Source organism: Trichocoleus sp. DQ-A1 (assembly GCF_039961955.1).
GTDB lineage: Bacteria > Cyanobacteriota > Cyanobacteriia > Cyanobacteriales > FACHB-T130 > FACHB-T130.
In genome coordinates this window covers 220,362-243,919 of the sequence record NZ_JAMPKE010000006.1, presented here as the reverse complement: position 1 = coordinate 243,919, position 23,558 = coordinate 220,362, and the positions used below count along the sequence as shown (strand labels likewise).

Sequence of the window (23,558 nt, the reverse complement as noted above, 5' to 3'; positions counted from 1 at the left end):
GATTCGCCGCTTCAAGATTTTTCGCATTTTTTCAGGACGTTATCGCAATCGCAGGCAGAGATTTGGTTTGCGCTTAAACCTAATTGCTGGCTTGCTGAACTACGAACTGGCACCTGCCTCCTGATTCATGCAGGAGGTCTAGTATACGAAGTGGGAGAATATTCGGAATTTGGCAACAGCCAAGAATGTGCCAGAAGCTTTAAAGCAACAGCTAGGATTGAGTTAAAGTTCTCGATCGCTCTTATTTGGCGTGGTGGAAAGGTGATGCGATCGCCTACCTCATCTCACCAAATGCGATCGCCTAGCGTTCGGGCGAAGCATTCGGGGTATTAATCTACCCTTTTCCCACAACCTAACTCGCCCGAATGCTTCGCCCCTACATGGAGAATGCGATCGCCCTCTCTTCCCCTCTTGCTTCGCGCCCTCTGCGTCTTGGCGGTTCGTAAAAAACGCGATCGCATCTTAAGTTAGAAACAGTTCCCGAATCCCAGCACTGCCGATTTCGATTGCCAGCGCTGCTAACAGAAAGCCTAAAAGTTGAGTAATAATCACCGCACCTTCTGCACCGAGCAAGTGGTCGATCCGGTTTGCCAGACGCACAATCAACCATGTCACCAGCATCGCAGAGACAATCCCGACCACCACGCTGAGATGAGCATTTGGAGATTCAGACATCAACAGCATCACCGTCGTTAGCGTTCCTGGCCCAGCTAACAGAGGCAATGCCATCGGAGTAATCGCGATATCGCGCTGCTGCTCGACAATCGGTGTATCTAGTTCTCCACGTAGCATTTGTAGGGCAACTAAGAGTAAAAGCAGTCCCCCAGCAACCCGCAAAGACCCCATACTGATTTCTAAGTAATTTAGAACTGCTTTACCCCCAAAAGCGAATATCAGCAGCACCCCTGTCGCTACAATACTTGCCCGATTCACCACATTGTCTCTTTGCTCCGGTTCCATGCCCTTCGTCAGGACTAAAAAGATCGGTGCATTGCCCAACGCATCTGCCAAGACAAACACAGCTACAAAAGTTTTAACCAGAACAGAGATATCCAGCTCCACAGTTGACCCTTAGAAAATATTTCCTCTAACCGTAACGTGGATGCCTTGCCGTTTCGCCATTCCGAAGGTTGATCTCCAACGAGTCAGATATCCCGTGCCAGCCAAGGACTCCAACTCATTCATAGAGTTGTCGTAGTGTCAACCAATAATATTCATTGTTATAATTTAAACCTCAATACAGTGAGAGAGCGATCGCTCAACCTCATCTGAGAAAGCGATCGCCCGGTTTTTCCCTCTTCCTGAAGTGCCTAGATCCAGTGAATACTTTCTTTAAGCTGCGGTGACAAACGCGCAAGTGTTGCGATAGCGCGTCCGCGTGGCGCTCTGCTAATGCAAAATAAGCGATCGCCCCCGTTTAAACTAAGGCAGAAACACGGCTAGAATGCAGCAATTCACGAGACTCTTGACGAACCCGACCTTCCATCGCCTCTTTTTGTAAGGTAATGAAAGCCATAAAGTCATCAAAGTCATACTTGGTTTTTAAAAGCTGACGTAGCTGCTCTTCGGCTTCAACCGTTAGATAGCCCGTTACCAAAGCTTGTTGCACAATTTTACTAATCAGACTCATTGCCATTGCTACCAGAACACACGATGATTTCAAAACAGCATCTTTGTCACTGAAGACGCGCATCCGGATGATTTGTGTCCGCATTCCTACTTAGCTGCGTAAATATCTCTCTAAATAAGTACCTTCGGTATAATCCACAGGATTGCTCGAACCAACCCTTCATCAATGCCTAGACACAGAACAAAGGAATAATATATATTCTGATGTTCTCAGCTTCACCAGCATTTAGACTGATTTAGATGAAATTACGAGAGTGATAATGAAGCCCTATCTCGCCGCCGCCATACAAATGACAAGCCTGCCAGATGTGGAAAAAAATCTGGTTCAGGCAGAAGAACTCATCGAGCTTGCTGTGCGTCAGGGTGCTGAGTTAGTAGGCTTGCCAGAAAACTTCTCATTTTTAGGAGAAGAGAAGCAGAAGATAGCCCAATCGGAGGCGATCGCTACCCAGAGCGAAAAATTCCTCCGAACAATGGCTCAGCGCTTCCAAGTCACCATCTTGGGTGGCGGGTTTCCAGTTCCCGTTGACACCAACAAAGTCTACAACACCGCTTTGCTCATCGATCCTTCAGGAGAAGAACTCGCCTGCTACCAAAAAGTACATTTATTTGATGTCAATTTGCCCGACGGCAATACCTATCGAGAATCTAGCACCGTCATGGCTGGGATGCGGCTACCACCCGTTTATCCCTCCAAGCATTTGGGTTCCTTGGGACTTTCGGTGTGCTACGATGTCCGATTCCCAGAACTTTACCGGCACTTAGCGCAGATGGGAGCCGACATTTTATTTGTCCCTGCTGCCTTTACCGCCTACACTGGCAAAGATCACTGGCAAATCTTACTACAAGCCAGAGCTATCGAAAACACCTGCTATGTGATAGCACCGGCTCAGACTGGGCAGCATTACGCCCTGCGTCACACTCACGGACACGCGATGATTATTGACCCTTGGGGCGTTATTTTAGCGGATGCCGGAGATACGCCGGGAGTAGCGATCGCAGAAATCAACCCCTCTCGCCTAGAACAAATCCGCCGCCAAATGCCCTCCCTGCAACATCGGGTTTTTATCTGAGCCTTTTGGGAAAAAAATAGACCGGCGATAGCGCAAACTAATACCATTTTTTAGATTGAAAGATTCTAAATCTTTCAATCTTGTTTTAGCTTTGGTTTTCTAATCAAAAATCCCAAATCTAAAATCCAGAAATGTATAAAAGAAGCCCTCTTGTTAGACATTGCGCCAACCGCCGGTATTACCGAACGGCAAACAAGCCGCATCGGGCACCTTACTTACCAGTATTCTTGCGCTTGGGAGGAGTACTCTTTGGATTGCCAGTGACTTTAGGGGCACTACCATCCCGTCTGGCGGGCTTACCTAAATCGGGAGAAGGCTTAAATTTATTGTTAGCCATAAGATTGACAAACTCTTAAAAAGCAACGCTATGCATTTATACAAAGCAGCTATTCCCTGTTCCTGAAAGTTTGCCAAAAAACTCTTCTTACACACAAAAAAACGGGTGGCTTGGAAGCCACCCGACAAGAAAAATTTCAAATTTTAGATACTAGATTTATCCAAAACCTAAACTTTTCTTAGACAGTTACAGTCTTCTTGGTAACAGCATTCAACTCGCCTTTGGCATACTTAGCAGCAAACTCATCCAAAGTCATCTGCTTAATCTTGGTACCTTGACCAGCAGCACCGAACTGATGATAGCGATCGCTACAAACCTTCTGCATATACTTGATGGAAGGCTTGAGGAAGTGGCGGGGGTCAAATTCCTTAGTATTGCTAGCCAAGGCTTCGCGCACCGCAGCGGTAATCGCCAGACGGTTATCCGTGTCAATATTCACCTTACGGACACCGCTCTTAATGCCTTTTTGAATTTCTTCAACGGGTACGCCGTAGGTTTCCGGGATTGTACCGCCGTATTGGTTAATCAGGGCAAGTAAATCTTCGGGCACAGAGGAGGAACCGTGCATCACGAGGTGGGTGTTCGGCAGACGGCTGTGAATTTCTTCAATCCGGCTGATAGCCAGAATTTCGCCAGTCGGCTTGCGGGTGAACTTGTAAGCGCCGTGGCTGGTGCCAATCGCAACTGCCAAAGCATCCACGCCGGTTTGTTCTACGAAGGCAACTGCTTCGTCTGGGTCGGTCAACAGCTGGTCGTGAGAGAGAACTCCTTCGGCACCGTGACCGTCTTCCTTATCACCCATGCCTGTTTCTAGAGAACCCAAGCAACCCAGTTCGCCTTCTACGCTGACGCCAATTGAGTGAGCGACTTCCACCACCTTGCGGGTGACTTCCACGTTGTACTCGAAGCTGGCTGGAGTCTTAGCATCTGCCTCTAACGAGCCATCCATCATGACGCTGGTGAAACCGTGGCGCATGGCAGAGTAGCAAGTGCTTGGGGCATTACCATGATCCTGGTGCATGGCAATTGGGAGATGAGGGTAAGTTTCAACTGCCGCCAGAATCAGATGGCGTAGGAAATATTCTCCTGCATAGTTCCGAGCGCCACGAGAAGCTTGCAGAATCACGGGGCTATTTGCCTCGTGAGCAGCCTGCATGATGGCCTGGATCTGCTCCATGTTGTTAACGTTATAAGCTGGGATTCCATAATCATTCTCAGCTGCGTGATCCAACATCAGCCGCATGGGTACGAGCGCCATAAATAGTCCTCCTATTGACTCGTCGTCAGTTACTTTGTTCTGGACAGCGAAATTATTACAATAATCTTAAGATAGTTTACCAGTCTCTAGGGAATTATCTTGATAATTCCGAGATAAGCAGCCAATACTGCATTTATAAGATTGCCTGATGGTGGAGGTTTAGCAAGAGCATTAGGCTTTCTAACAGGGTTTTGGTTTTGCTCTCGTTTCCAATTTATGTCTGGGAATGCTTTCTTTAGAAGGCTGTACTCTCAATAACGTAGATTCTCCTGGTTCCAGCTAGGAAATGAGAAAACTAATCGTTTGCCAGAGCGCTTCTCGCTTCTTGTCTTAATTTTCTTTAGGTATTTTTTTGAGTATTTTTTTATGGGTCGCCCGGGATTCGAACCCGGAACTATTCGGTTAAAAGCCGAGTACTCTACCGTTGAGTTAGCGACCCGAAAACTTCAGTTGTTTAGACAACGTTTACAACGGTAACACAGATTACTGGAATTAGGAAAGGGGTTTTGAAAAAAACTTTTTTATAAAAAAGTTACGGTCAAACGAACTGATGTCTCCAAACTGCCTCCCGGTTCTAGACGCAGTAGCTGCTCTCCGGTATTCAGAGCATTGCGAGGGGCACTCCAAGGCTCCATGCAGTAAAAGTCTTTGCCTTTGACCGTCCAGAAGACAAAGGTGGAATAAGGGTTGTCCCAACTAAGGGTGAGCTGCAACTGTCGGCTGGCGTCGGAGGCAGTGGCTTCTTGACCGCTCAACTGCTTAAAGGCGACATCAATTTCATCTTGGTTAAAGTCAAAGGCACCCGTGAAGGGATGGGTTTGGCGGGTGCGCTGATCTTGGTATTCGGCGGCGGGAATTCCAAACTTGATTCCGGTTTTTTCGGGTGTCCAGAAGTAAGGATGCAGACCCGTGGAGAAGGGCATCGGCTCGGCTGAGTGATTAGTGTAGCGCTGCCGAATCTCTAACGTGTTACCCAACAGACGGTAAGTGAAGGCGAGTTGAAAGTCAAACGGGTAAACGGCACGTGTCTGGTCGTTGCTGTTAAGGACAAGGGTAAGGCTCACTAGGTCTTGAGTCACTTGGTCGGTGACTTCCCAAGGCATATCGCGGGCAAAGCCGTGTTGCTTGAGGGTGTAGGGCTGACCTTGATAGGTGTATTGACTTTCGGGTAAGTTGCCGCAGATGGGAAACAGAATCGGAATCCCGCCTCTAACGCTCAAGTCTGGATTGGCAAACCGCTCTGCATCTAGGTAGAGGATTTCTTGTCCTTGGATGCGTAGGCTAGTAACGATACCGCCTCGCTCTGGAACGACCTCTAGATGGGACTGAGCGGCTTGGTCTGAGAGGATGTAGGTTTTGTAGAGCTGCTGCTTAGTGGCGATCGCGTACACCCGTCTTTTTCCGTTTCTATGGAGGATTTGCTGATTGTCTCAAACTTTAACAAACATTTCTTGAAATTCCCATATTTACTTTACACATCCTTAACAGTCGCTGCACTAAGCTGTTTTATACGGTCAATCTATCTATAGGATTAAATCGACAGCTTGCTCAGTAGAGAAGCAACCGCAGTAAACTCTTCTTTTGTCAAGCATCCGCTTGGTTTTGCCATTTGTGACCTCGATCACCTAAAAATACGGTCTAAAATCACAAAAAATGGCGGATTACCATCAATTCCTAATCTTGGAAAGTATTTCATACTCAAAGATAGATATCTCAGCAAATCAAGGATAAACAGGTCGCCATGATTCGCACACTTGTAAAGTCAGCTTTCCAAACAGGTTGCCTCAGCGTCGCTTCTGAAGGTCTGATTCGCCAAGTGTTAGTGATGAAAGGCTACCAATCGGCGGATTTAGAAGCTCTTGACACCTTACACCAGGCATTGAATGCCGGTAAGATTCAAAGAGAAGCACGGCAGAGCGTAGCGCTGATATCGCCTCGGATACAAGCCCTGAAACCGTTCTTTGATAACTACAAGGCATCGTGATCGCGGCACGGCTGCCAAAACGATAGAAAAACTTTGATATCAGTAGAATTTTTATTTATTCGCTGCCGACCTGGGCCAAGAATTATTAGAATGATTAATAAGAACTACCAATCTCAGCTAGGTGCGCTTCCTAAACAAAGCGAGAGTTAGGATGACTGAATTGACTGCTACAAGGTTGGACTGGTTGCCAGTCAAGGCTTTTTGTCACCAGTTGCCTTCCCATTACTCATCTCAAAAGACTCATTGATACTCGTAGCTGCCTTGATTCAAGTTTCCCTTAGTGGTAAAAACCCTGAATGAGGATGGGAGTGCGCGCATTCTACCAGAGGGAGTATCCTACAATCCCTATCTTAAATGCCGCAGGATTCAAGCTAAACTTTGAAATTAAATCGGCAATATCATCTAGAACGCTCACTTTGAACCCTTGTCCCTACCCTCGATTTCCACATCTTTCCAAAAATTGGCACGGGGCTGACCAAGAGGCTTCCTTGCCTATCCAAAATCGGCATTCCCAGGCTTTAGGGATGCAAAGCCTTGCGCCCCTAAGAAACCCAACCCAAATCCCACATTCCAGGCTTTTGGGAAAAATAGGTAAAGATAAGGACAGGAGCCTGGGAGAATGGCAGGATTCAACCCCGATTACGTTTGAGAGAAGCTGGATACCTAAAAAAAGGTATACAGGCTCCATTAAGAATTGCACAACTTATCTGCTCAGGAGAAGCAACCCATGCTACACCGCAAGATTTATCAACTCTGTTGCGATGGTCGTGAGGTCTGTATTTTCTTGCGGGACCAACAACGCTGGATCGAACGCGCTCGCATCGTTGACATTGAAGGAGATTTAGTCACGCTCCGCTATGAAACCGAAGAAGAAGATGAAGCTTGTTCTTGGGAAGAAATGGTTCGCCTCGAAAGCATTGGTGCTGTGACACAAAAGCTGGCTTCAGTGCCCAGAGGCAATGCTGAACCGCTTGTCTCTGACGATTGTCCGGAAGCCGAACAAATTCGTCCGCGTTTCCCCGACTCGAATCCAGACTAAGGAATTAAAAATGCAAAATCAAAAATTAGAAATGGGGGATGCTTCATTTTTAATTTTTGATTGTATTTTTTATCTTTTTCAATCTTCGAGGCTTTCTACGTCGTCATCTGAAGGGGTTGGGGGCGGATGCGCCGGTTCAAAAACTGGACAGTATCCTTCAGGTGTCACCTTAAATCCATACAGGGGCGAGTCCTGATTCCAACAGCGCTGCCCTCGTTGGTGCAGGCAGTTGCCGCAGCACTCAACATTCATGGGAACTCTGGCGTCGCTGCTTTGGCTTAAAAGTTCTCGTTGGGATAATCCGCGCAATACCAGTTCCTCACCCTGCCACCGGGCTTCCACTAAACCAGTATCAGCAAAGTGTTGCCAACGGGGATCGGCAGCGATCGCCTCCGGTAGGGTGATGGTAACGACCGTTCCCAGTTCCGTCAGCTCCCCTTCGTAACTGGTTTCGGGTGCCGCCGGTTGCACAAACGTCTCGCCAATCGGGAGTTCTACCAGCGTCCCAGCCGGTGGAGAATGCAAGTGGTAACGGTTGTGCAACTCCTCCAACCCGGTCAAATCAGCCAGGTAGGTGGGAGAGGCATGAACAAAAATTACGTGCTGAGGACGGATATTATGAATCAGTTGGGTGGTTCCCAGCCCATCAGAATGCTGGGCAAGCAAGTAGTTTTGTATCGTCAACGATGAGTAACTAGGCTCTTGGGAGAACCTGGGTTGCTGGGGCAGTAATAACACCCACGGCCCGGTGCCTGGTTGACAGTATTCTCTAAGATCGTGGTTTTCCTCAGTCAGGATAATGCATGGAGACTGACCGACAGAGGGACGTTGTTCTGGAAGCAACCGACGCACTCTGGGACGCACCCGTTCATCCCAAAATAGGGATTGATGACGGGCAAAATTTTGCACAGAGGCTGGGAGGTTGGTGAGAATATCCAAATAGGCATCGCAGCCAGCTGCCACGTTACCATCTACCCAGATATCGAGGTTGCGACCCGTGAATAAGTGGTGACTCCGCAAGAGCATCAAGAGTTCTTGCCCCAGTCCCAAAGTCGGCACGGGCATCAAGACAGAATTCGCTTGAGCGATCGCTTGATTAATTCGCTCTGCCAGCTGATTCTCTTGGTTCCGCCGGTGGGGATGACGCGCTGTGCCGTAACTGCCTTCCACGATTAGCACATCTGGCTCTAAGCCTCGCAATGCTTCTAGCGGCAACCCCTCTACCAGGCGCGAGTTTGAAAGGAAAAAATCACCTGTATAAAGTAGGGTGTAAGAGCGGTGGCGACTCGTGTAGGTTAGCAAGATGGCAGATGCGCCTGGTAAATGTCCGGCTGGGAATAATTCCGCACTCAATCCCTCTTTGAATTCGACAGGCGATCGCATCGGCAATGCCTGACACAATTGCGGGAGATTCTGCGGAGCTATCTCAGGCCAATTCAGTGGCAGCAGCTGGGTTGTCAATTCACTTGCATAGACTGGCAACTGGGGGAAGCTTTCATGCAGCGCCAGCAATCCCCTAGCGTGATCCGGATGGGCGTGGCTGCACAGCACTAAATCTGCTGGAGGAATTCCCTCACCTTTAAGCGAGGAAATGTCCGCCAAACCACAGTCTAGGAGAATGCGGTGTGGCCCCATCCGTACCAGCAAGCAGATGCCTTCGTCGCCATGACCGACGCCATAGGGAAAATAGGCTAGTTCGTCATAGCCGTGAGAGGATACCGGGGGGGGTTGACTCATCATTCGATTTTCAATTTTAGATTTTGGATTTTAGATTCAATCCAAAATCATCGGAGGCTTAGAAACTCCGACCTCCGCAAACTCTAAAATCCAAAATTGACTGGCTAACAGCGATCTTAATGAGCAGAACCGTTTCCGTGATAGTTGTCTGAATCGTAAAATCCATTTTTAGTGCCAAAAAATAGGCACGATACGGTAAAAACAAGTGTTAAGGCTGCTAAAACTAGCTTGACATCCATGAGTTTTTATGAATTGAACGGGGTGGTTTGGTATATCTTAAGTATATTTAACGATGAATCTGATTAAAAATACCCAAATTGTAGAAGTTTCTTGGCTAGATCGCCCATCCACTGAAGTTGCACCTGATTTGGTGGGCTGCACGTTGGTGCGACAGATGCCTGATGGAGAAATCATCCGAGGGCTAATCGTGGAAACGGAAGCCTATGGCCCTGAAGATCCGGCTTGCCATGCCTATCGGCGACGAACCGAGCGCAACTGGGTGATGTTCGGGCCAGCCGGGAGAACTTATGTTTATTTAATTTACGGAATTTACTACTGCCTGAACGTGGTCACAGACCAGGACAGCATTCCCAGTGCTGTTTTGATTCGGGCTGTGCAACTAGAGTCTATACCGTCCTGGATCAAAGAGAGCGATCGCTCGAAACCCCATCGAATCGCCGCGGGGCCAGGTAAACTCTGCCGCGCCTTACAAATTGACAGCACCCTGAATTCACAAGTTTTACAACCCGGTCAACCCCTGTGGCTAGAGCATCGTCAGTCACAATTTATGCCGGAACTTGTCCAAACAACTCGGATTGGTTTATCACAGGGAATCGATTTGCCGTGGCGGTGGTATCTACGCGGTTGTGCTGCTGTCTCCAAACTTTAATCGAAACTTTAAAGGGAGATGTCTTCGCCCTGCTCTGTGAAGCGGACATCTTTGATCTTCCATTGAGAATTCGCAGTGAGGGTTTTTCTGAGGCTACCGAACAAAGCAAATTGTTCGCAGCTCGAAAGGGAGACAAATTTCCGCTGGGAACCGGGTGCAATTCGCAAATCAACCGTAGCAACTCGATTGCTGGGATTTACGATGACACGATACCCAGCTAAATTAAAGTCGGCGGTGTCCCGCTCCTCCAGAACTTTGCCTACCGCTGCTTGGACGCTTTCAACCGCTGAAACGTCTACTTTTTCCGGTACTAGCGCTTCACACTGAGTATCGGGTTGATAGATGGTGACGGTGACATTGTTTTTTGAGGGAGCGGTTGTTGTTGCTTGGCTAATCGCACCCGTCAACAATCGGCTGGCATCTGACGCTTTCGTCGTAGTTTTGCTGGCTTCAATAGCATGAGCAGGAGGTAAGCCAGCTTTGTCTCTTTCGCTGTTTGTCGGTAAAGAAGCGCAACTACTCAGACTGGCGACAATCGCTCCAGTTAATAGAGGAACCCAATAATTTTTTGTACGCCTCATCGCTTTTGAAATCTGTCTTTAGATAGATTTTTTGATAGCCCCCAATGGTAAATGGCACCTTGAGGGGATAGCATAGTTTTACTGATACTGCTGAGCAATATCAGTGTAGATTTCTGCGGAATTTATGGACCGAAGTCCATTAGGTGACAGTAGTAAGCTCCTCTAGCGCCTGGGCGGGTCAGTCTCTCCCAGCGCGGGGGGGAGACTAGGAGGTTTCTATGCTCACTCAGGAAGGACGTGTTGCACTGTCGGATATTGCTGACTTAAATCAGCTTAAGTCTGAGCTAAATCGCTTACCGGCGGTTGATGTAGGGGATTACATTGTCGAACTGCCCCCATCCAAGCGAGCGATCGCGTTTCGCTTGCTTAATAAAGCTCAAGCCATTGATGTCTTTGAATATCTGCCGCCGGAAGTGCAAGAAGAACTAATTGGTTCGCTGCACGATAACCAGGTGTGTCAGATTGTAGAGGCGATGCGACCGGATGACCGGGCGGAACTGTTTGACGAGCTACCCGCAGGCATTGTGAAGCGGCTGTTGCAGCAACTCAGCCTTGAAGAACGGCAGGCAACTGCCAGGATTTTGGGCTATCCCGAAGGCACGGCGGGTCGGGTAATGACGACGGAATATGTACGGCTGCGCGAAGGCTTAACGGTCGGAGAAGCCTTGAGCAAAATCCGTGTCAGTGACGAAGATAAGGAAACAATTTACTACGCCTACGTCACCGACGACAACCGCAAGCTCGTTCGGGTTGTATCGTTGCGGCAACTGTTGTTTTCGCTTCCCAATGCCCTGATTGGGGATATTGCGAGCGATCGCGTTGTCAAAACTTACACAGAAACGCCCCAAGAAGAAGTCGCGCAACTAATGAAGCGCTATGACTTGATCGCCGTGCCTGTGGTTGACCGCGAAGATAGGTTAGTGGGGATTGTCACCATTGATGACGTGGTAGACATTCTAGAAGAGGAAGCCACACAAGACATTCAAAAACTGGCGGGAGTCAGTGGCGGTGATGAAGCCGCCTTGTCGCCTCCTTTGGTGACGCTTCGTAAGCGTCTGCCTTGGCTGTTAGGGAATATTATTCTCTATGTCGGAGCCGCCAATGCGATCGCGCCTTTTCAGGGAACGATTTCATCAGTGCCCGTTTTGGCAATCATCATGCCAATTTTAGCCAATAGTAGTGGCAATGTCGGCTTTCAGGTCTTATCGGTGACTGTGCGCGGACTAGGTGTAGGTGAAATAACACCACAGGATACGCTGAAACTTCTCCGTAAGGAAATTCTCGCTGGCTTGGGTACAGCCTTGTCACTGGGTTTTGCCTTGGGTGCCCTTTCTTTGATTTGGTCTCCTGCCAATGAGCGATGGGTGGGGTTGGTTGCAGGACTGGTGATGGCTATCAATGTCTTGATGGCTGCCACCCTAGGGACTTTGCTGCCAATGGGTATCAAACGGTTGAACTTAGATCCAGCACTCATTAGCGGTCCGCTGCTGACTACGACGCTAGATGCGCTGGGGTTCTTGACTTTCCTGACGCTAATCTCAGCGGCTTTGAATGTAGTATCTAGATGAGCAGTCAGTTGTCTTCTGTTCGTTGTTCGTTGCTACTGACCACACCTAATGGCTACCACTACCTGGACTCGTCACCACGTTCTTTCCTTAGCTGATTTCACCCCAATTGAATACAATACTGTGTTGCAAACTGCCGCCAGTTTCCGAGAGGTACTGTCGCGACGCACGAAGAAAGTGCCAACGTTACAAGGTCAGGTGGTAGCAAATCTATTTTTTGAATCCTCTACCCGCACCCGCAGCAGTTTTGAACTAGCGGCAAAGCGTCTCTCTGCCGATACGCTGAACTTTGCAGCGGCAACGTCTTCTCTAACGAAAGGAGAGACCATTTTAGATACGGCGAAAACCTATTTAGCGATGGGTGCGGACATGATGGTGGTTCGTCATCGGGAGGCGGGGGTGCCGCAAGCGATCGCTGCCGAGATGGATCGCTTAGGTTCAAAGGTGGGCGTCCTCAATGCCGGGGATGGTCAGCACGAACATCCATCCCAAGCATTGCTGGATCTTTTCACCATCTGTACCCTGTTAGACCCAGATCACCCGCGACTTGAACTGCTCAAAGATAAAAAAATTGCCATTGTCGGCGACATTCTCCACTCGCGGGTTGCCCGGTCGAATATCTGGAGTTTAACGGCAACGGGTGCGGAGGTTCACTTAGCAGGACCCCCCACGCTTCTCCCTCAGTTGTTTGCCGCCTATGGCACTCAGGAGGGGAGCCAGGGAGCCGATCGCCCGTTACCAAGCACCCACGACCAATCCCCCATTCCCAGCCGCAAGCTTTTTCTCCACTGGGATTTGGAACCCGCTTTACAAGATGCTGATTTTGTGATGACGTTGCGGCTGCAAAAGGAACGGATGACGCAGCATTTGCTGCCCAGTTTGCGAGAGTACCATCAGCGGTATGGGATAACACGCGATCGCCTGAAACTCTGCAAACCTGACGTTAAGGTACTGCACCCAGGACCCGTCAACCGAGGCGTAGAAATTAGCTCTGACTTGATGGACGACCCCCAGTTCAGCTTAATCTCTCAGCAAGTGACTAGCGGCGTGGCTGTCCGTATGGCGCTCCTATATCTGATGGGCGGTGGCAAGGTTTAGCAGCCAGGGTTCTGCAAAATCTTGGGGTACATCGACACAATCTGGAACAACACAATCTGAGACAACAAGTCCAAGGAGCGATCGCTTAGGGTAATGCGGGTGCTGGATCGATCAAAATAGATCCAGTTCCTTTCTCAGGATTTCAACGTGATGAATGGCGTCACCACTCTCCTAAACCTTCCCAATCAACCCTCCGCGAAAGATAGTTTTACGATTAGCTTCGCTCCCTTATCAATGGAGGAAGTCTACTCACTAGCGGACGATCCTGCCAACGGAGCCGTGGTAGTCATGAGTGGAATGGTACGCAATCAAACTGATGGGAAGCCGGTGGTTGCTTTGGAGTATCAAGCCTACGAACCGATGGCTTTGCACATATTTAGTCAAATTGCTGCCAATATCCGCCAAACCTGGCAGGATGTCAATCGAGTAGTGATTCACCATCGCATCGGACGCTTGCAGATTGGCGAAATCAGCGTGTTGGTTGCGGTTGGGTGTCCTCACCGCTCAGAAGCTTTTGAAGCCTGCCAATATGCAATTGATACCCTAAAGCACAATGCCCCCATCTGGAAAAAGGAACATTGGGCAGATGGTTCTAGCAGTTGGGTGAGTATCGGTGCCTGTGAAACCCAGCCAGAGGGGTGTTAAGTCGCCTTCTGCTGGTTCAGAAAAGAATGCCCTTGACCGATACTTTTTACAAAACTTTAAACTTTCAAGGGCTTTAGATTGCAGTTTGTAACTATTGCTTTATCCCAGGAAAATTATCCTTTAGACTGATCCCCAATTCATAATTTGGGGATAAAGGGGATAGGCTAATGCCAAATCTGAACTGGCACGAATATTTACTTTTTGTTTCTTTTGTGGGTAGTATTGCTGGACTTTTCTTACTATCCGTTGACAAACAAACTCAGGTGGATGAGCTTGAAGAAACGGAGGAAATGCTATTGACAATGAGCTTTACTTACTGGATAGTTTACTGCGTTGTTGTAGGTATCCTGAAGTTTAGCCACCCTGAGTGGGAGATTTTGTTGATGAGTTTGAAGTTAACGGCTGCTTTTTCTTACTTGTTGACCTTTACTTCTGTCCTGACTCTGCCGCTGCACCGGATGTCAGTTCGGCAAGTAGAGTAGTATAAATTTTGTCTGAATCCCTAAAATTACTATCAGACTTCTCTGTGAGCCAATAGCTAATTGTTTAATGCTCAATTAATCGAGGTTGATTCCCTCATTAAAACTGAATCGTAAAATTGAATTCACGCTTAATAGAAAATCACCCCATTTCCGAATTTTGGCAATTCAAATGGGGTGATTTTGCTTTTATGGCTTTAGCTTAATAGACGATAAGCCTAGCGACAAGTGCCGAGATTGGTCGAGTTTGAACTGGGAAACCCGTAAGAAATCCATCCGGCAACAGGGGCTGTAATCTGAACCCAGGCACGGCGTTCGGCGTCGAAGGTGAATGCTGGAGGACTGGTTCTGAGGGTGACTCTATCTCCAAACTTAACTCCGCCAACTCTAGTACCGTTTTTGCCGGGTGCGGTACGAATAGCCATCCCTTCAGCGCCCTTGTAGGTAATGACGCGGCAAAGGCTAGTTGTAGGATTCGGTCTGGGATTCGGGCTGGGAGTTGGGTTGGGAGTCGGGGTAGGGCTGGGAGTAGGTCTAGGGGTAGGATTGACTCCAGAGCAGGTTGTAAGGTCTCTTGCTTGGACATACCCGGTTACAGGGGCACTGATGGCGATAAAACCAGCGCTGCCATTGTCTGCAAGGGTAACTTGTTCGCCAGCAGCGAGCGTTCTAATTGTTTGGCTGGAGAGCGATCGCTGCGTATAGACAAAAATCCGCGCTTTCGTAGCGCGGCATTGTCCTACCAGACTTTGCGCTATTTCAAAGCTGCCCCCAGGTTGAACTGAGTTCTGTTCTGATTGTGCAATCGTGTTAGCAGTTGTGGTTGTGCTAATGGCAGGAGTGGGAAAATTCAGACTTCCCACGACGCTCAAGCCTAAACTAAAGAGAGCGATAGGCTTGCCCCAGCGACTCATCTTTTTCATACGGTCAACTCCTCATCTCACCAAAAAGTTTTTGTTAGAGACTTCAGCAAAGAAAACCGATTGACGGTAGAACCAAGTTTTTGAAGATGGCTCGGCTTCAGTTGCCCAGCATCTTTATTCAGCTTTGACGCTACCGAACATCAGGATCGTCAATCTTTTAGAAGTCTCCTCGTCAAATAGCATACAAGTAAAGATTAATCCAAATCATCGGAAAGAAGGCAGAAATGTCAAGAGTAAGAGCGATCGCTCTTTGGGCTTCACCGCACTCAGTCTCTAGAAAGCGATCGCCTTTACTCCTGAAACCACGCCGTTAACGCTACAGCAAGGGCATCGGCGGCATCATCCGGCTTGGGAATGTAGTCCAAACTTAACTCCCGCGCCACGGCTTGCTGCACTTCGGACTTATCCGCATTTCCCATGCCAGTCAGCGCTTGTTTAATTTGGGCAGGCGTAAACTCAACAAACGGAACCCCGTGCTGTGCCAACACCAACATCAGCACCCCCCGTGCTTGAGCCACGACAATCGTGTTTCCCATCCGATAAAAAAACAATTTCTCGATTGCCACCAGATGGGGTTGACACTGCTCCATCAGCGTGTGCAAATCCTCGTAAATCGTGCGGAGTCGCTCCCCCATCTCCGTCTTTGCCGAGGTCTGAATCACGCCAAAATCTAGTAAACTTACCACCTCAGACGCAGTTTTTACTTGGCGCTTCGCGCGATCGCCACCTGCCGCTGCGGCATAATCTACCTTTTGGCAGACAATTGTCCCAAATCCTAATCTGGCAAGTCCGGGGTCTAATCCTAAAATACGCTTTTCCATCTAGCCTAGCTTTGGGGATTCACTCAAGGGGGAACTGCAATCGGTTAATTGAACGCTTAGAAGCAACAAGCGGGTCTAATCACTGAGTCGTAACATCTTGATTCCTGATCCAAGCAGCAAACCATCGCAACCTATCATAAGCTGAGTTGAAAAATCCCCTCCTCTGTTTCTTAGTTTCGTATGTCACATCTGAGTGGCTTAGTGAAAATGTATTCTGATGGGCACAGCCTTAGTGTTGCTCAGTGGGTAGCAACTTCTGCCTTCCCCGTGCCAGTCCAATCAATCCGTAGAGACGATTCATCAATCGCGCCTACTTGAGTGGATTCGCCGAGCAACGTTAAAGTCGAGTCTTGCCTTTGTGTCCCCTAGGAATCCGCAATGTCAAACGTTATTTTCAAACAAGCCTTACGCACGCTCAAACAAGATTCGCATATGGTCTGGAGTTTTAAGCCTAAGACGCCCCAACGAGTCAATACCTGGTTTAAGTGGTTAGCGCCCGGACTATTGGTAAAACGCTGGTTGCTGATCAGTGTGGGAGGCGTGCTGCTAACCAGCCTAGGTTTGGCGATTTGGGTGAAACTGACCCCAATTTTCTTATTGATTCAGTTCATTGGGAACATTCTGGAAGCGATTACCACGATTATTCCCAATTATGTGTCCGGTCCAATCGCGATTGGCTTGGGTTTATTTTTTATTTTTTTAGGACAAACCCGCTCGATGGGAGCGATTACCGAGGTACTGAAGCCTTCCCAGGATGAAGAACTGATTGATGTGCTGTTGGCGCATCGCAAACTTAACCGGGGACCAAAAATCGTGGCAATCGGCGGTGGCACTGGGCTTTCTACTTTGCTCAGAGGATTGAAGGAATACAGCGCCCACATTACGGCGATTGTAACGGTTGCAGATGATGGCGGCTCCTCTGGTCGTCTGCGGCGAGAAATTGGCGTCCTACCGCCGGGAGACATTCGCAACTGTATCGCGGCATTGGCAGACCAAGAAAAGTTACTGACCGAATTGTTTCAATATCGCTTTAAGGCTGGGGATGGTCTGAACGGTCATAGTTTTGGCAACCTATTCCTGACGGCAATGAGCGATATTACCGGAGATTTGGAGCAAGCGATCGCTGCCAGTTCTCAAGTTTTAGCTGTGCGAGGGCGGGTGCTACCGGCAACGTTGTGCGATGTTCGCCTCTGGGCTGAGTTAGAGGATGGACGCACCATTGAGGGGGAATCGAGCATTACAGAAGCCAATGGTCAGATTAAGAAAATTGGTTGCATTCCTAGCAACCCCCCCGCTTTGCCTAAAGCTTTACAGGCAATTGAGGAAGCCGATTACATTATCATCGGCCCTGGAAGCCTTTATACAAGCGTGATTCCCAATTTATTGGTGCCAGAGATTGCCGAAGCGATCGCCCAAAAGCAGGTTCCCCGCATCTACGTCTGTAACATCATGACCCAACCGGGAGAAACCCAAGGTTACACGGTTGCAGACCACATTCGCGCCATTGACGCCGCCTGCGGACGACCGCTATTTAACGCCGTCTTGGTGCAGCGGAAAGTTCCCAGTGCGAATGCCCTGATTCGCTATGCTCAAGAAAGCTCCCATCCGGTTTTTCTAGATCGAGAAGCCATCGGGCTGCTGGGGCGTCGCATCGTTTTAACCAACGTAATGGATGAAGACCCAGAGACGGGTTATGTACGCCACAATCCTGAGCGGCTGGCACGGGTGTTGCTGAGGTGGTATAGTCGCGCCCAGGCAGTAGAGTTTTGAGTTTTGAGTTTTGAGTAATTTGGAGTCAATTGTCATTTCTCTTGCCGATGCCGGGGCGACGCGATCGCTTAGGATTGCTCTCAGTCAATCCCTCCGCGCTGGTAGTGTACTTTTAAGCGTTTTAAATTTTGAGTTTTGAGTAATTTGGAGTCAATTGTCATTTCTCTTGCCGATGCGGCGGCGACGCGATCGCTTGGGATTGCACTCGGTCAATCCCTCTCCGCCGGTAGTGTACTTTTATTAGAAGGCGACTTGGGCGCTGGCAAAACCACGCTGGTGCAAGGCATTGGCGAGGGTTTGGGCATTACCGAGGCGATTGTGAGTCCCACCTTCACTCTGATTAACGAGTACGCACAAGGACGCCTCCCCCTGTATCACCTGGATTTATACCGCTTGCAGCCAGAAGAAGTCGAAGCGTTGAATTTAGAAACCTACTGGGAAGGATTCGAGGTGCCCCTGGGAATTGTGGCGATAGAGTGGGCAGAACGGTTACCATATCAGCCGTCCAGCTTTTTAAGCGTCCATCTAACCTACTGTGCGAATAATGGTCGCCAAGCCAACCTAATTCCAGCGGATGGGTTTGATTTTAAGTCAATAAAATTTTAAACACAAAGGTTCGCTCTCGTTTAGACACTGATTTATCGCGTCTTTCCTTTGCGTACCTTTGCGCTTACCTTGGCGTACCGAGAGCGTTTAATTATTCGTTAAATGTCAAGGCTTCGCCCCGCACTTCTAGATTTAGCTTCCCGCGCTCATAAACAACCTGACCGCCAACAATGGTGATAGAACAGGCCATCCCGTCAAATTCAAGCCTTCAAAGGGACTCCAGCCGCATTTGGTTAGCAATTCTTCGCGCAATACTGGACGATAATTGTCCAAATCTACCAGAACTAAATCGGCATCATAACCGGGAGCGATCGCACCTTTTTTGGGAATCTGATACGCCTTAGCGACAGCCGCAGACATCCAGTTGGCAACTTGGGAAACACTACAGCGTCCCTGCATGGCTGAAGTCAGCATCGAGTAGCGCTTGCCAAAGAACTTCGTTGTCGTGGGGCGATCGCAATGGCGGATTCATCTGTGCTAGGGTGCCAATTTTCTCATAAGCACTGGTGTTCAGCAGCAAGTGTTGCGGCGTCACTTCTGCTTTCACTCAGCTCGGTTTATCTTGACGTAATAAATCGGCTTTTTGGACTGTGGACAGATGTAAAATATGCAAGCGTCGCTGATATTTTTTAGATAAATAGAGCGCCAATTCGGTAGCTCAAAGAGCGGCTTGATTATCCTGAATTTGAGAGTGAATGGCTGGATCGTGAATTCCAGCAAATTCTTGTCGTCGCTGGTTTATCCGAGCTTGGTCTTCTGCGTGAACGGCAATTAAGCGATTTCCTTTTGCAAAAATAGACTCCAATACCGTATCTCGATCCACCAGTAATTGACCGTGCATCGACCCCATAAAAATTTTGATTCCACAGGTGGATGCGCCTCTAGAAGATCCGGCAGATTTTCTCCGGTTGCCCCAATAAAAAAGCCATAATTAACTAAGCACTTCTGGGCACCTCGTCGCAACTTATCATCGAGAGCCGCCTGGGTAGTTGTCAGAGGGCGAGTATTGGGCATTTCCAGAAACGACGTTACCCCGCCTTTAGCACAAGCACAACTCGCCGCGAACAAATTTCTTTGTGTTCGAGTCCCGGTTCTCGGAAGTGTACCTGCGGATCGATGACTCCCGGCAACAAAGTCAGACCTTGAACGTCTATCTCTTTATCCACTAGTAGACTATCAGATGCTAGGATTTCCAGATGCTAGGATTTTAGTGCAACCCAGACAATTTCCCGACCCAAGGTTTGCACCTCCCCAACCAAAAATTCACCCGTATGCGGGAGAATTCGAGCATTGCGAATCAACACAGAGGCGGCAGAAAACATGGTAATCAGTTGTTGATGCAGTAGTTAAGTGTGAGCGACAATTGTATGGTGCGATCGCGCTTTGTCGTAAGATGGCACTTTTCTAAACTGACCATCCAGCAACCCGGTAAACGGCAGAAGCTAAATATCTGTAATATTAGCCGGATATATTTAGACAAAATTTGTACACAATATATATAGCTAATCATCCGTCTTCCTTAAAATAAATAATTACCTAGGGAATCAATTTCATTCATTTGCTTGAGTGATTAACCGTTTATGACTGACGTGCAGAATCAACAACCTGACCTCAACCCCCAACCAAAAGCCGAAAATCCTTTCATAGAGGGAATAAAAACGATTGGCTTGAGCGCCATTCTGGCCTTTGGAATTCGCTCTTTTGTGGCGGAAGCACGCTACATTCCTTCGGGTTCAATGCTGCCTACACTACAAATCAATGACCGTCTGATTATAGACAAGGTTAGTTACAACTTCCGATCTCCACAGCGGGGCGACATTGTAGTGTTTGCGCCGACCGAAGCGCTAGAAAAGCAAAACTTTCACGATGCTTTTATTAAGCGCGTGATTGGTTTACCTGGGGAAAAGATAGAGGTGAAAGGGGGACGGGTGTATGTCAACGGGAAACCCCTGTCAGAAAAATATATTGAAGAACAGCCACAGTATACCTATGGGCCGGTGACGGTACCAGAAAACTCCTACCTGGTACTGGGTGATAATCGCAACAACAGTTACGACAGCCACTATTGGGGTTTTGTCCCCCGCGAAAAAATCATTGGTCGTGCTGTGGTGCGCTTTTGGCCCCTCCAACGTGCCGGAGAAGTGGATAGCGCTCCAGCTTATACCAAGGAATAGTAGGGAGATAGGGGCGAGTTTCACCAAGATATTTGTGCGTCACTAAACCCCTGGCTCAATCCGCCCCTACAGTTAGATATTTCTTCGGTTTGACTGACTAATTACCCATTACCCAAGTTTGTAAAACCCGACCCGTCAGCGATCGCCCTAGCCAAGGGGTATTTTCTGAGCGGGATTTTAGGGTTTGTCTGTCCGCTGTCCAGCTTAGCTGGGGATCAAATAAGACCAGTTCAGCCGGTTGACCGGGCGCGATCGCTGGCGGTTTTTGCTGCAAACACTCCGCCGGATGGGTACTTAAAACCCGCCACAGTTCTAGAGCTGACCAGTCACCAGTCGCAACAAAGGTGTGCCACAGAAGCGATAAAGCCAACTCTAGACCAATTGCGCCCGCGGGTGCTTCGGAAAAGGCGACCGTTTTCTCTTCGTAGGTGTAGGGAGTATGGTCAATGGCGATCGCGTCTAACACCCCACTCTGTATCCCCTGAATCAGCGCCGCTTGGTCTGAAGAATTGCCGAGAGGGGGTTCTAGTCGCAAGTTTGAGTCGTAACTGCCTACCGCCTCCGTATTGTGCAATAAATGCATCCAGGTAGTACTCGCAGCGATCGGTAAATTCCGCGCCTTGGCATTCGCAATTAGCTCAACGCTGCGAGCAGTGGAAACGCGCATGATATGGACAGGGGTGCGAGTAGCTTCCACCACTTCCAGCAAAGCAGCCAGCGCCGATGTTTCTGCGATCGCTGGGTTTCCTGGCAAGCCAAAGCGAATCGACGCCGTGCCTTCTCTCATCACCCCATTGCCGCTCAAAGCGCGATCGCAAGGCCACAACGCCACAGGTTTTCCTAACGGCTGGAGGTATTCCAACAGGCGGCGCAGCAGCGCCAGATTCTGCACAGGCTGACCATCTGCAAAGCCTACCACCCCAGCCGCTGCCATTTCAGCCAGGGATGTCATCTGCTGCCCTTGGATACCAACAGTCAGCGCCCCCCAAAATTCAATTTTGGATTTTGGATGTTGGATTTTGGATTGTTGAAGGTAGGCTAAACCCCCTAGATTGTCGAGAACGGGTAGGGTATCGGGCAAGATTGCCAGTCGAGTAAAGCCCCCGGCTGCTGCCGCATCAACGAGCGAGGCTAAGGATTCCCGCTCTTCAAACCCAGGCTCACCAGAGTGGCTGTATAAATCTACTAACCCTGGCCCTACGACGAATCCACGACAATCCCGCACGGTCGTGTCAGCGGACAAGTCAGAAATTTCGGTTTCGACTGTTTGGATATAACCGTCAGCAATCAGAATATCGGCAATCTGGTCGGTTCCAGAAACTGGGTCGATGACCCGTACTTGTTGAAGCAGTTGATTCATAATCGTTTCGAGTTTTGAGTTTTGAGTTTTGAGATAAAAAGTTTCTTCATTCAAAACTCAAAATTCATAACTCATCACTCTACAATGCACCGGCAGCCGTTTGATCGAGAACGCCCCCACCTAAGTGAGTTGTGACATTCATCGCTTGCAACACCGGCGTACTTTCTGGCCCTTGAAGATAGTCGATAACCGTCACTGCCCCGTTCCCCTGCTTAATGCTCCAGAAATTTTCTGGATTTAAACCCAAAAGGTAGCAGAGTAAGACTTTGTTCGTGGCGTCGTGAGCGACCACCAAACCTGTTTTCGGTCGATCTCCAGAATAAGACGCGACCATGTCTTGCCAAGCTGCGATCGCTCTATCCCAAACTTGTTGCAAGTTTTCTCCTTCTGGCATCTGCACCGTCTCCGGAAACTCTCGCCACTGTTGCAGCATTCCTGGATAGGACAGCTCAATTTCTTCTTCAAATTTCCCTTCCCACAGCCCGTGACCAATTTCTGCCAAAGGTGCCTGTAGTTCAATCTGGACGTTGGGGTGATATTTCAGAATAATCTCGGCTGTTTCCTTGGGACGCAGCATCGGGCTAGTTACGGCAAAGTCAATCGGCACATCTTTGAGAAATTCTGCTGCCTTCCGGGCTTGTTCTCGACCGTTATCGTTGAGCGGAACATCGATTTGCCCTTGAAAGCGTTTCTGGCGATTCCAGTCGGTTTCCCCGTGGCGTACCAGCAACAAACGGAGTCCGCGATGACCCGGACGCGGCTTTGGCAGCACTTCTCCCACATGGGCAGTGAGATTCATCGACTCTAATTGCGCCGGTTTGCCCCAACCAGCGGCAAAATTTAGCACGCTGATGCCGCAATTCGACTGTTGAATCGAATGGTAGCGCTGTGGCGATATTCCAATTGCCGTACTGAGCAAAGCCCGGTTGATGCCGTTATGCCCCACAATGAGAATCGTCTCTCCCGCATGGCGGGATAAAGTTTCCTGCCAGAATTGCCGCGCTTGCTCGTAGATGGCTAAGACTGGGAAGTGTTCTTTTAATCCCTCTGGCGTCGGGACGCTCATCCGAAATTCCTGGGGACGCTCATGCCAACATTGGTAATCTTCAGGAAATTTCTCCTGCACTTCCACGGAAAGCATTTTCTGCCAAAGGGGTAAATCAATTTCCATCAAGTTATCGGACGCTGTTAAGGGGGCAGGCGTCGCCAAACTGGATTGAACGATCTCTGCGGTTGCTTTCGCCCGTTGCAGGGGGCTACTGTAAATCGCATCAATTTTCAAGTTACTCAGAGTAGCGCCAAGTTGACGGGCAGTCGCGCGACCTTTTTCCGTCAAAATTGATTCATCACAGCGGCCCTGAATTCTACGCTCACTGTTATAGCTGCTCTGACCATGACGCACGAGAATGACTCGAGTATTCAGGGTTATATCCTCCGTGGAAACTAGCACTGCAAAGACAGCAGCCTACATATTCTTGTTCGCTGGCTTAGCTAGAGAAGAATTAGGTCGGCTCTGCCTCAGTTTGGTAAGGTAAAGTTCCCCTAATGCTCTAGGCGAGAAATCCACGCCCATCATCAAGAGCAAAAAGG

Annotated in this window: 23 protein-coding genes, 1 tRNA gene and 2 pseudogenes; 13 read left to right on the top strand and 13 right to left on the bottom strand. The window is 48.9% G+C overall.

The window, feature by feature from the left end; genetic code table 11:
- Nucleotides 1–124 (top strand): annotated as a pseudogene (locus NDI33_RS09135) (IS5/IS1182 family transposase); the annotation flags it as partial.
- Nucleotides 125–150: 26 nt separating this feature from the next.
- Nucleotides 151–333, top strand: a complete 183-nt coding sequence (locus NDI33_RS09130) for a hypothetical protein (protein WP_190673786.1) — start codon at nucleotides 151–153, stop codon at nucleotides 331–333.
- Nucleotides 334–462: 129 nt separating this feature from the next.
- On the opposite strand, the gene NDI33_RS09125 is transcribed toward NDI33_RS09130, so the two are convergent.
- Both NDI33_RS09125 and NDI33_RS09120 read right to left on the bottom strand, forming a co-directional pair.
- On the bottom strand, nucleotides 463–1,056 hold the full coding sequence (locus NDI33_RS09125) for a MarC family protein (RefSeq protein ID WP_190414150.1): 594 nt from the start codon (nucleotides 1,054–1,056) through the stop codon (nucleotides 463–465).
- 361 nt (nucleotides 1,057–1,417) lie between these two features.
- Nucleotides 1,418–1,630 (bottom strand): hypothetical protein, encoded by a 213-nt coding sequence (locus tag NDI33_RS09120; RefSeq protein WP_190438182.1) that lies wholly within the window; start codon nucleotides 1,628–1,630, stop codon nucleotides 1,418–1,420.
- A 259-nt stretch (nucleotides 1,631–1,889) separates the two neighbouring features.
- On the opposite strand from NDI33_RS09120, the gene NDI33_RS09115 reads away from it, so the two are divergent.
- The gene (locus tag NDI33_RS09115) at nucleotides 1,890–2,702 is read left to right on the top strand and encodes a carbon-nitrogen hydrolase family protein (RefSeq protein ID WP_190414025.1); all 813 of its coding nucleotides are present in this window, start codon (nucleotides 1,890–1,892) and stop codon (nucleotides 2,700–2,702) included.
- Nucleotides 2,703–2,913: 211 nt separating this feature from the next.
- Here NDI33_RS09115 and NDI33_RS09110 read toward each other — a convergent pair whose 3' ends face one another.
- The 4 genes from NDI33_RS09110 to NDI33_RS09095 all read right to left on the bottom strand — a co-directional run bounded on the left by NDI33_RS09110 (nucleotide 2,914) and on the right by NDI33_RS09095 (nucleotide 5,688).
- Nucleotides 2,914–3,039 (bottom strand): hypothetical protein, encoded by a 126-nt coding sequence (locus NDI33_RS09110; RefSeq protein ID WP_277878300.1) that lies wholly within the window; start codon nucleotides 3,037–3,039, stop codon nucleotides 2,914–2,916.
- 178 nt (nucleotides 3,040–3,217) lie between these two features.
- Nucleotides 3,218–4,297, bottom strand: a complete 1,080-nt coding sequence (gene fba / locus NDI33_RS09105) for a class II fructose-bisphosphate aldolase (RefSeq protein WP_190414027.1) — start codon at nucleotides 4,295–4,297, stop codon at nucleotides 3,218–3,220.
- A gap of 367 nt (nucleotides 4,298–4,664) precedes the next feature.
- Nucleotides 4,665–4,736 (bottom strand) — tRNA-Lys (locus NDI33_RS09100).
- Between the two features lie 82 nt (nucleotides 4,737–4,818).
- Nucleotides 4,819–5,688 (bottom strand): aldose epimerase, encoded by an 870-nt coding sequence (locus NDI33_RS09095; RefSeq protein ID WP_190438050.1) that lies wholly within the window; start codon nucleotides 5,686–5,688, stop codon nucleotides 4,819–4,821.
- Between the two features lie 350 nt (nucleotides 5,689–6,038).
- Between NDI33_RS09095 and NDI33_RS09090 the strand changes: the two genes are divergently transcribed.
- Both NDI33_RS09090 and NDI33_RS09085 read left to right on the top strand, forming a co-directional pair.
- Nucleotides 6,039–6,281 carry a hypothetical protein gene (locus NDI33_RS09090; RefSeq protein WP_190414030.1) on the top strand — a complete coding sequence of 81 codons (243 nt, stop codon included), beginning with the start codon at nucleotides 6,039–6,041 and terminating at the stop codon, nucleotides 6,279–6,281.
- Nucleotides 6,282–7,008: 727 nt separating this feature from the next.
- Nucleotides 7,009–7,320: a DUF6679 family protein gene (locus NDI33_RS09085; protein ID WP_190414032.1), complete on the top strand. Its 312-nt coding sequence runs from the start codon at nucleotides 7,009–7,011 to the stop codon at nucleotides 7,318–7,320.
- Between the two features lie 78 nt (nucleotides 7,321–7,398).
- Here the strand turns inward: NDI33_RS09085 and NDI33_RS09080 are convergent, their stop codons facing one another.
- A complete protein-coding gene (locus NDI33_RS09080) occupies nucleotides 7,399–9,060 on the bottom strand; it encodes an MBL fold metallo-hydrolase (protein WP_242033042.1) in 1,662 nt (553 codons plus the stop codon).
- A gap of 289 nt (nucleotides 9,061–9,349) precedes the next feature.
- Here NDI33_RS09080 and NDI33_RS09075 point away from each other — a divergent pair, with 289 nt between their 5' ends.
- Nucleotides 9,350–9,946 carry a DNA-3-methyladenine glycosylase gene (locus tag NDI33_RS09075; protein WP_190673784.1) on the top strand — a complete coding sequence of 199 codons (597 nt, stop codon included), beginning with the start codon at nucleotides 9,350–9,352 and terminating at the stop codon, nucleotides 9,944–9,946.
- An 8-nt stretch (nucleotides 9,947–9,954) separates the two neighbouring features.
- Here NDI33_RS09075 and NDI33_RS09070 read toward each other — a convergent pair whose 3' ends face one another.
- Complete coding sequence (locus NDI33_RS09070; RefSeq protein WP_190673783.1) at nucleotides 9,955–10,527, bottom strand: sporulation/spore germination protein; 573 nt, start codon at nucleotides 10,525–10,527, stop codon at nucleotides 9,955–9,957.
- Nucleotides 10,528–10,745: 218 nt separating this feature from the next.
- On the opposite strand from NDI33_RS09070, the gene mgtE reads away from it, so the two are divergent.
- The 4 genes from mgtE (at nucleotide 10,746) to NDI33_RS09050 (ending at nucleotide 14,317) form a co-directional block, all read left to right on the top strand.
- On the top strand, nucleotides 10,746–12,095 hold the full coding sequence (mgtE, locus tag NDI33_RS09065; protein ID WP_190425893.1) for a magnesium transporter: 1,350 nt from the start codon (nucleotides 10,746–10,748) through the stop codon (nucleotides 12,093–12,095).
- A 48-nt stretch (nucleotides 12,096–12,143) separates the two neighbouring features.
- A complete protein-coding gene (locus NDI33_RS09060; protein WP_190673780.1) occupies nucleotides 12,144–13,190 on the top strand; it encodes an aspartate carbamoyltransferase catalytic subunit in 1,047 nt (348 codons plus the stop codon).
- Nucleotides 13,191–13,340: 150 nt separating this feature from the next.
- The gene (locus NDI33_RS09055) at nucleotides 13,341–13,835 is read left to right on the top strand and encodes a molybdenum cofactor biosynthesis protein MoaE (protein ID WP_190414042.1); all 495 of its coding nucleotides are present in this window, start codon (nucleotides 13,341–13,343) and stop codon (nucleotides 13,833–13,835) included.
- A gap of 167 nt (nucleotides 13,836–14,002) precedes the next feature.
- Nucleotides 14,003–14,317, top strand: coding sequence for a hypothetical protein (locus NDI33_RS09050; protein WP_190414044.1), 315 nt, complete (start codon nucleotides 14,003–14,005; stop codon nucleotides 14,315–14,317).
- A 215-nt stretch (nucleotides 14,318–14,532) separates the two neighbouring features.
- Here the strand turns inward: NDI33_RS09050 and NDI33_RS09045 are convergent, their stop codons facing one another.
- Nucleotides 14,533–15,237 (bottom strand): SH3 domain-containing protein, encoded by a 705-nt coding sequence (locus NDI33_RS09045; protein ID WP_190425888.1) that lies wholly within the window; start codon nucleotides 15,235–15,237, stop codon nucleotides 14,533–14,535.
- A gap of 290 nt (nucleotides 15,238–15,527) precedes the next feature.
- Entirely contained in the window at nucleotides 15,528–16,058 is a 531-nt protein-coding gene (gene ruvC, locus NDI33_RS09040) for a crossover junction endodeoxyribonuclease RuvC (protein WP_190673777.1), read from the bottom strand.
- 378 nt (nucleotides 16,059–16,436) lie between these two features.
- Between ruvC and NDI33_RS09035 the strand changes: the two genes are divergently transcribed.
- Both NDI33_RS09035 and tsaE read left to right on the top strand, forming a co-directional pair.
- Nucleotides 16,437–17,828 carry a gluconeogenesis factor YvcK family protein gene (locus NDI33_RS09035; RefSeq protein ID WP_190673773.1) on the top strand — a complete coding sequence of 464 codons (1,392 nt, stop codon included), beginning with the start codon at nucleotides 16,437–16,439 and terminating at the stop codon, nucleotides 17,826–17,828.
- A gap of 153 nt (nucleotides 17,829–17,981) precedes the next feature.
- On the top strand, nucleotides 17,982–18,434 hold the full coding sequence (gene tsaE / locus NDI33_RS09030) for a tRNA (adenosine(37)-N6)-threonylcarbamoyltransferase complex ATPase subunit type 1 TsaE (protein WP_190673818.1): 453 nt from the start codon (nucleotides 17,982–17,984) through the stop codon (nucleotides 18,432–18,434).
- Between the two features lie 91 nt (nucleotides 18,435–18,525).
- Here tsaE and NDI33_RS09025 read toward each other — a convergent pair.
- Nucleotides 18,526–19,756: pseudogene (locus NDI33_RS09025) on the bottom strand (amidohydrolase family protein).
- 258 nt (nucleotides 19,757–20,014) lie between these two features.
- On the opposite strand from NDI33_RS09025, the gene lepB reads away from it, so the two are divergent.
- Nucleotides 20,015–20,608: a signal peptidase I gene (gene lepB / locus NDI33_RS09020; protein ID WP_190414052.1), complete on the top strand. Its 594-nt coding sequence runs from the start codon at nucleotides 20,015–20,017 to the stop codon at nucleotides 20,606–20,608.
- A gap of 97 nt (nucleotides 20,609–20,705) precedes the next feature.
- Here the strand turns inward: lepB and NDI33_RS09015 are convergent, their stop codons facing one another.
- Together NDI33_RS09015 and NDI33_RS09010 are read right to left on the bottom strand one after the other, a co-directional pair.
- Nucleotides 20,706–21,971, bottom strand: coding sequence for a dihydroorotase (locus NDI33_RS09015; RefSeq protein WP_190673815.1), 1,266 nt, complete (start codon nucleotides 21,969–21,971; stop codon nucleotides 20,706–20,708).
- A gap of 76 nt (nucleotides 21,972–22,047) precedes the next feature.
- Nucleotides 22,048–23,391 (bottom strand): histidine phosphatase family protein, encoded by a 1,344-nt coding sequence (locus NDI33_RS09010; RefSeq protein WP_190673812.1) that lies wholly within the window; start codon nucleotides 23,389–23,391, stop codon nucleotides 22,048–22,050.
- Between the last annotated feature and the right edge of the window lie 167 nt (nucleotides 23,392–23,558).

Excerpts from the sequence above, each read along its gene's own strand:
- NDI33_RS09045 (WP_190425888.1), bottom strand. The coding sequence starts at position 15,237 with ATGAAAAAGATGAGTCGCTGGGGCAAGCCTATCGCTCTCTTTAGTTTA.
- NDI33_RS09115 (WP_190414025.1), top strand. The coding sequence starts at position 1,890 with ATGAAGCCCTATCTCGCCGCCGCCATACAAATGACAAGCCTGCCAGAT.
- NDI33_RS09050 (WP_190414044.1), top strand. The coding sequence starts at position 14,003 with ATGCCAAATCTGAACTGGCACGAATATTTACTTTTTGTTTCTTTTGTG.
- NDI33_RS09080 (WP_242033042.1), bottom strand. The coding sequence starts at position 9,060 with ATGATGAGTCAACCCCCCCCGGTATCCTCTCACGGCTATGACGAACTA.
- NDI33_RS09120 (WP_190438182.1), bottom strand. The coding sequence starts at position 1,630 with ATGAGTCTGATTAGTAAAATTGTGCAACAAGCTTTGGTAACGGGCTAT.
- NDI33_RS09070 (WP_190673783.1), bottom strand. The coding sequence starts at position 10,527 with ATGAGGCGTACAAAAAATTATTGGGTTCCTCTATTAACTGGAGCGATT.
- fba (WP_190414027.1), bottom strand. The coding sequence starts at position 4,297 with ATGGCGCTCGTACCCATGCGGCTGATGTTGGATCACGCAGCTGAGAAT.
- lepB (WP_190414052.1), top strand. The coding sequence starts at position 20,015 with ATGACTGACGTGCAGAATCAACAACCTGACCTCAACCCCCAACCAAAA.
- NDI33_RS09090 (WP_190414030.1), top strand. The coding sequence starts at position 6,039 with ATGATTCGCACACTTGTAAAGTCAGCTTTCCAAACAGGTTGCCTCAGC.
- ruvC (WP_190673777.1), bottom strand. The coding sequence starts at position 16,058 with ATGGAAAAGCGTATTTTAGGATTAGACCCCGGACTTGCCAGATTAGGA.
- NDI33_RS09035 (WP_190673773.1), top strand. The coding sequence starts at position 16,437 with ATGTCAAACGTTATTTTCAAACAAGCCTTACGCACGCTCAAACAAGAT.
- mgtE (WP_190425893.1), top strand. The coding sequence starts at position 10,746 with ATGCTCACTCAGGAAGGACGTGTTGCACTGTCGGATATTGCTGACTTA.
- NDI33_RS09110 (WP_277878300.1), bottom strand. The coding sequence starts at position 3,039 with ATGGCTAACAATAAATTTAAGCCTTCTCCCGATTTAGGTAAGCCCGCC.
- NDI33_RS09055 (WP_190414042.1), top strand. The coding sequence starts at position 13,341 with ATGAATGGCGTCACCACTCTCCTAAACCTTCCCAATCAACCCTCCGCG.
- NDI33_RS09060 (WP_190673780.1), top strand. The coding sequence starts at position 12,144 with ATGGCTACCACTACCTGGACTCGTCACCACGTTCTTTCCTTAGCTGAT.
- NDI33_RS09085 (WP_190414032.1), top strand. The coding sequence starts at position 7,009 with ATGCTACACCGCAAGATTTATCAACTCTGTTGCGATGGTCGTGAGGTC.
- NDI33_RS09075 (WP_190673784.1), top strand. The coding sequence starts at position 9,350 with ATGAATCTGATTAAAAATACCCAAATTGTAGAAGTTTCTTGGCTAGAT.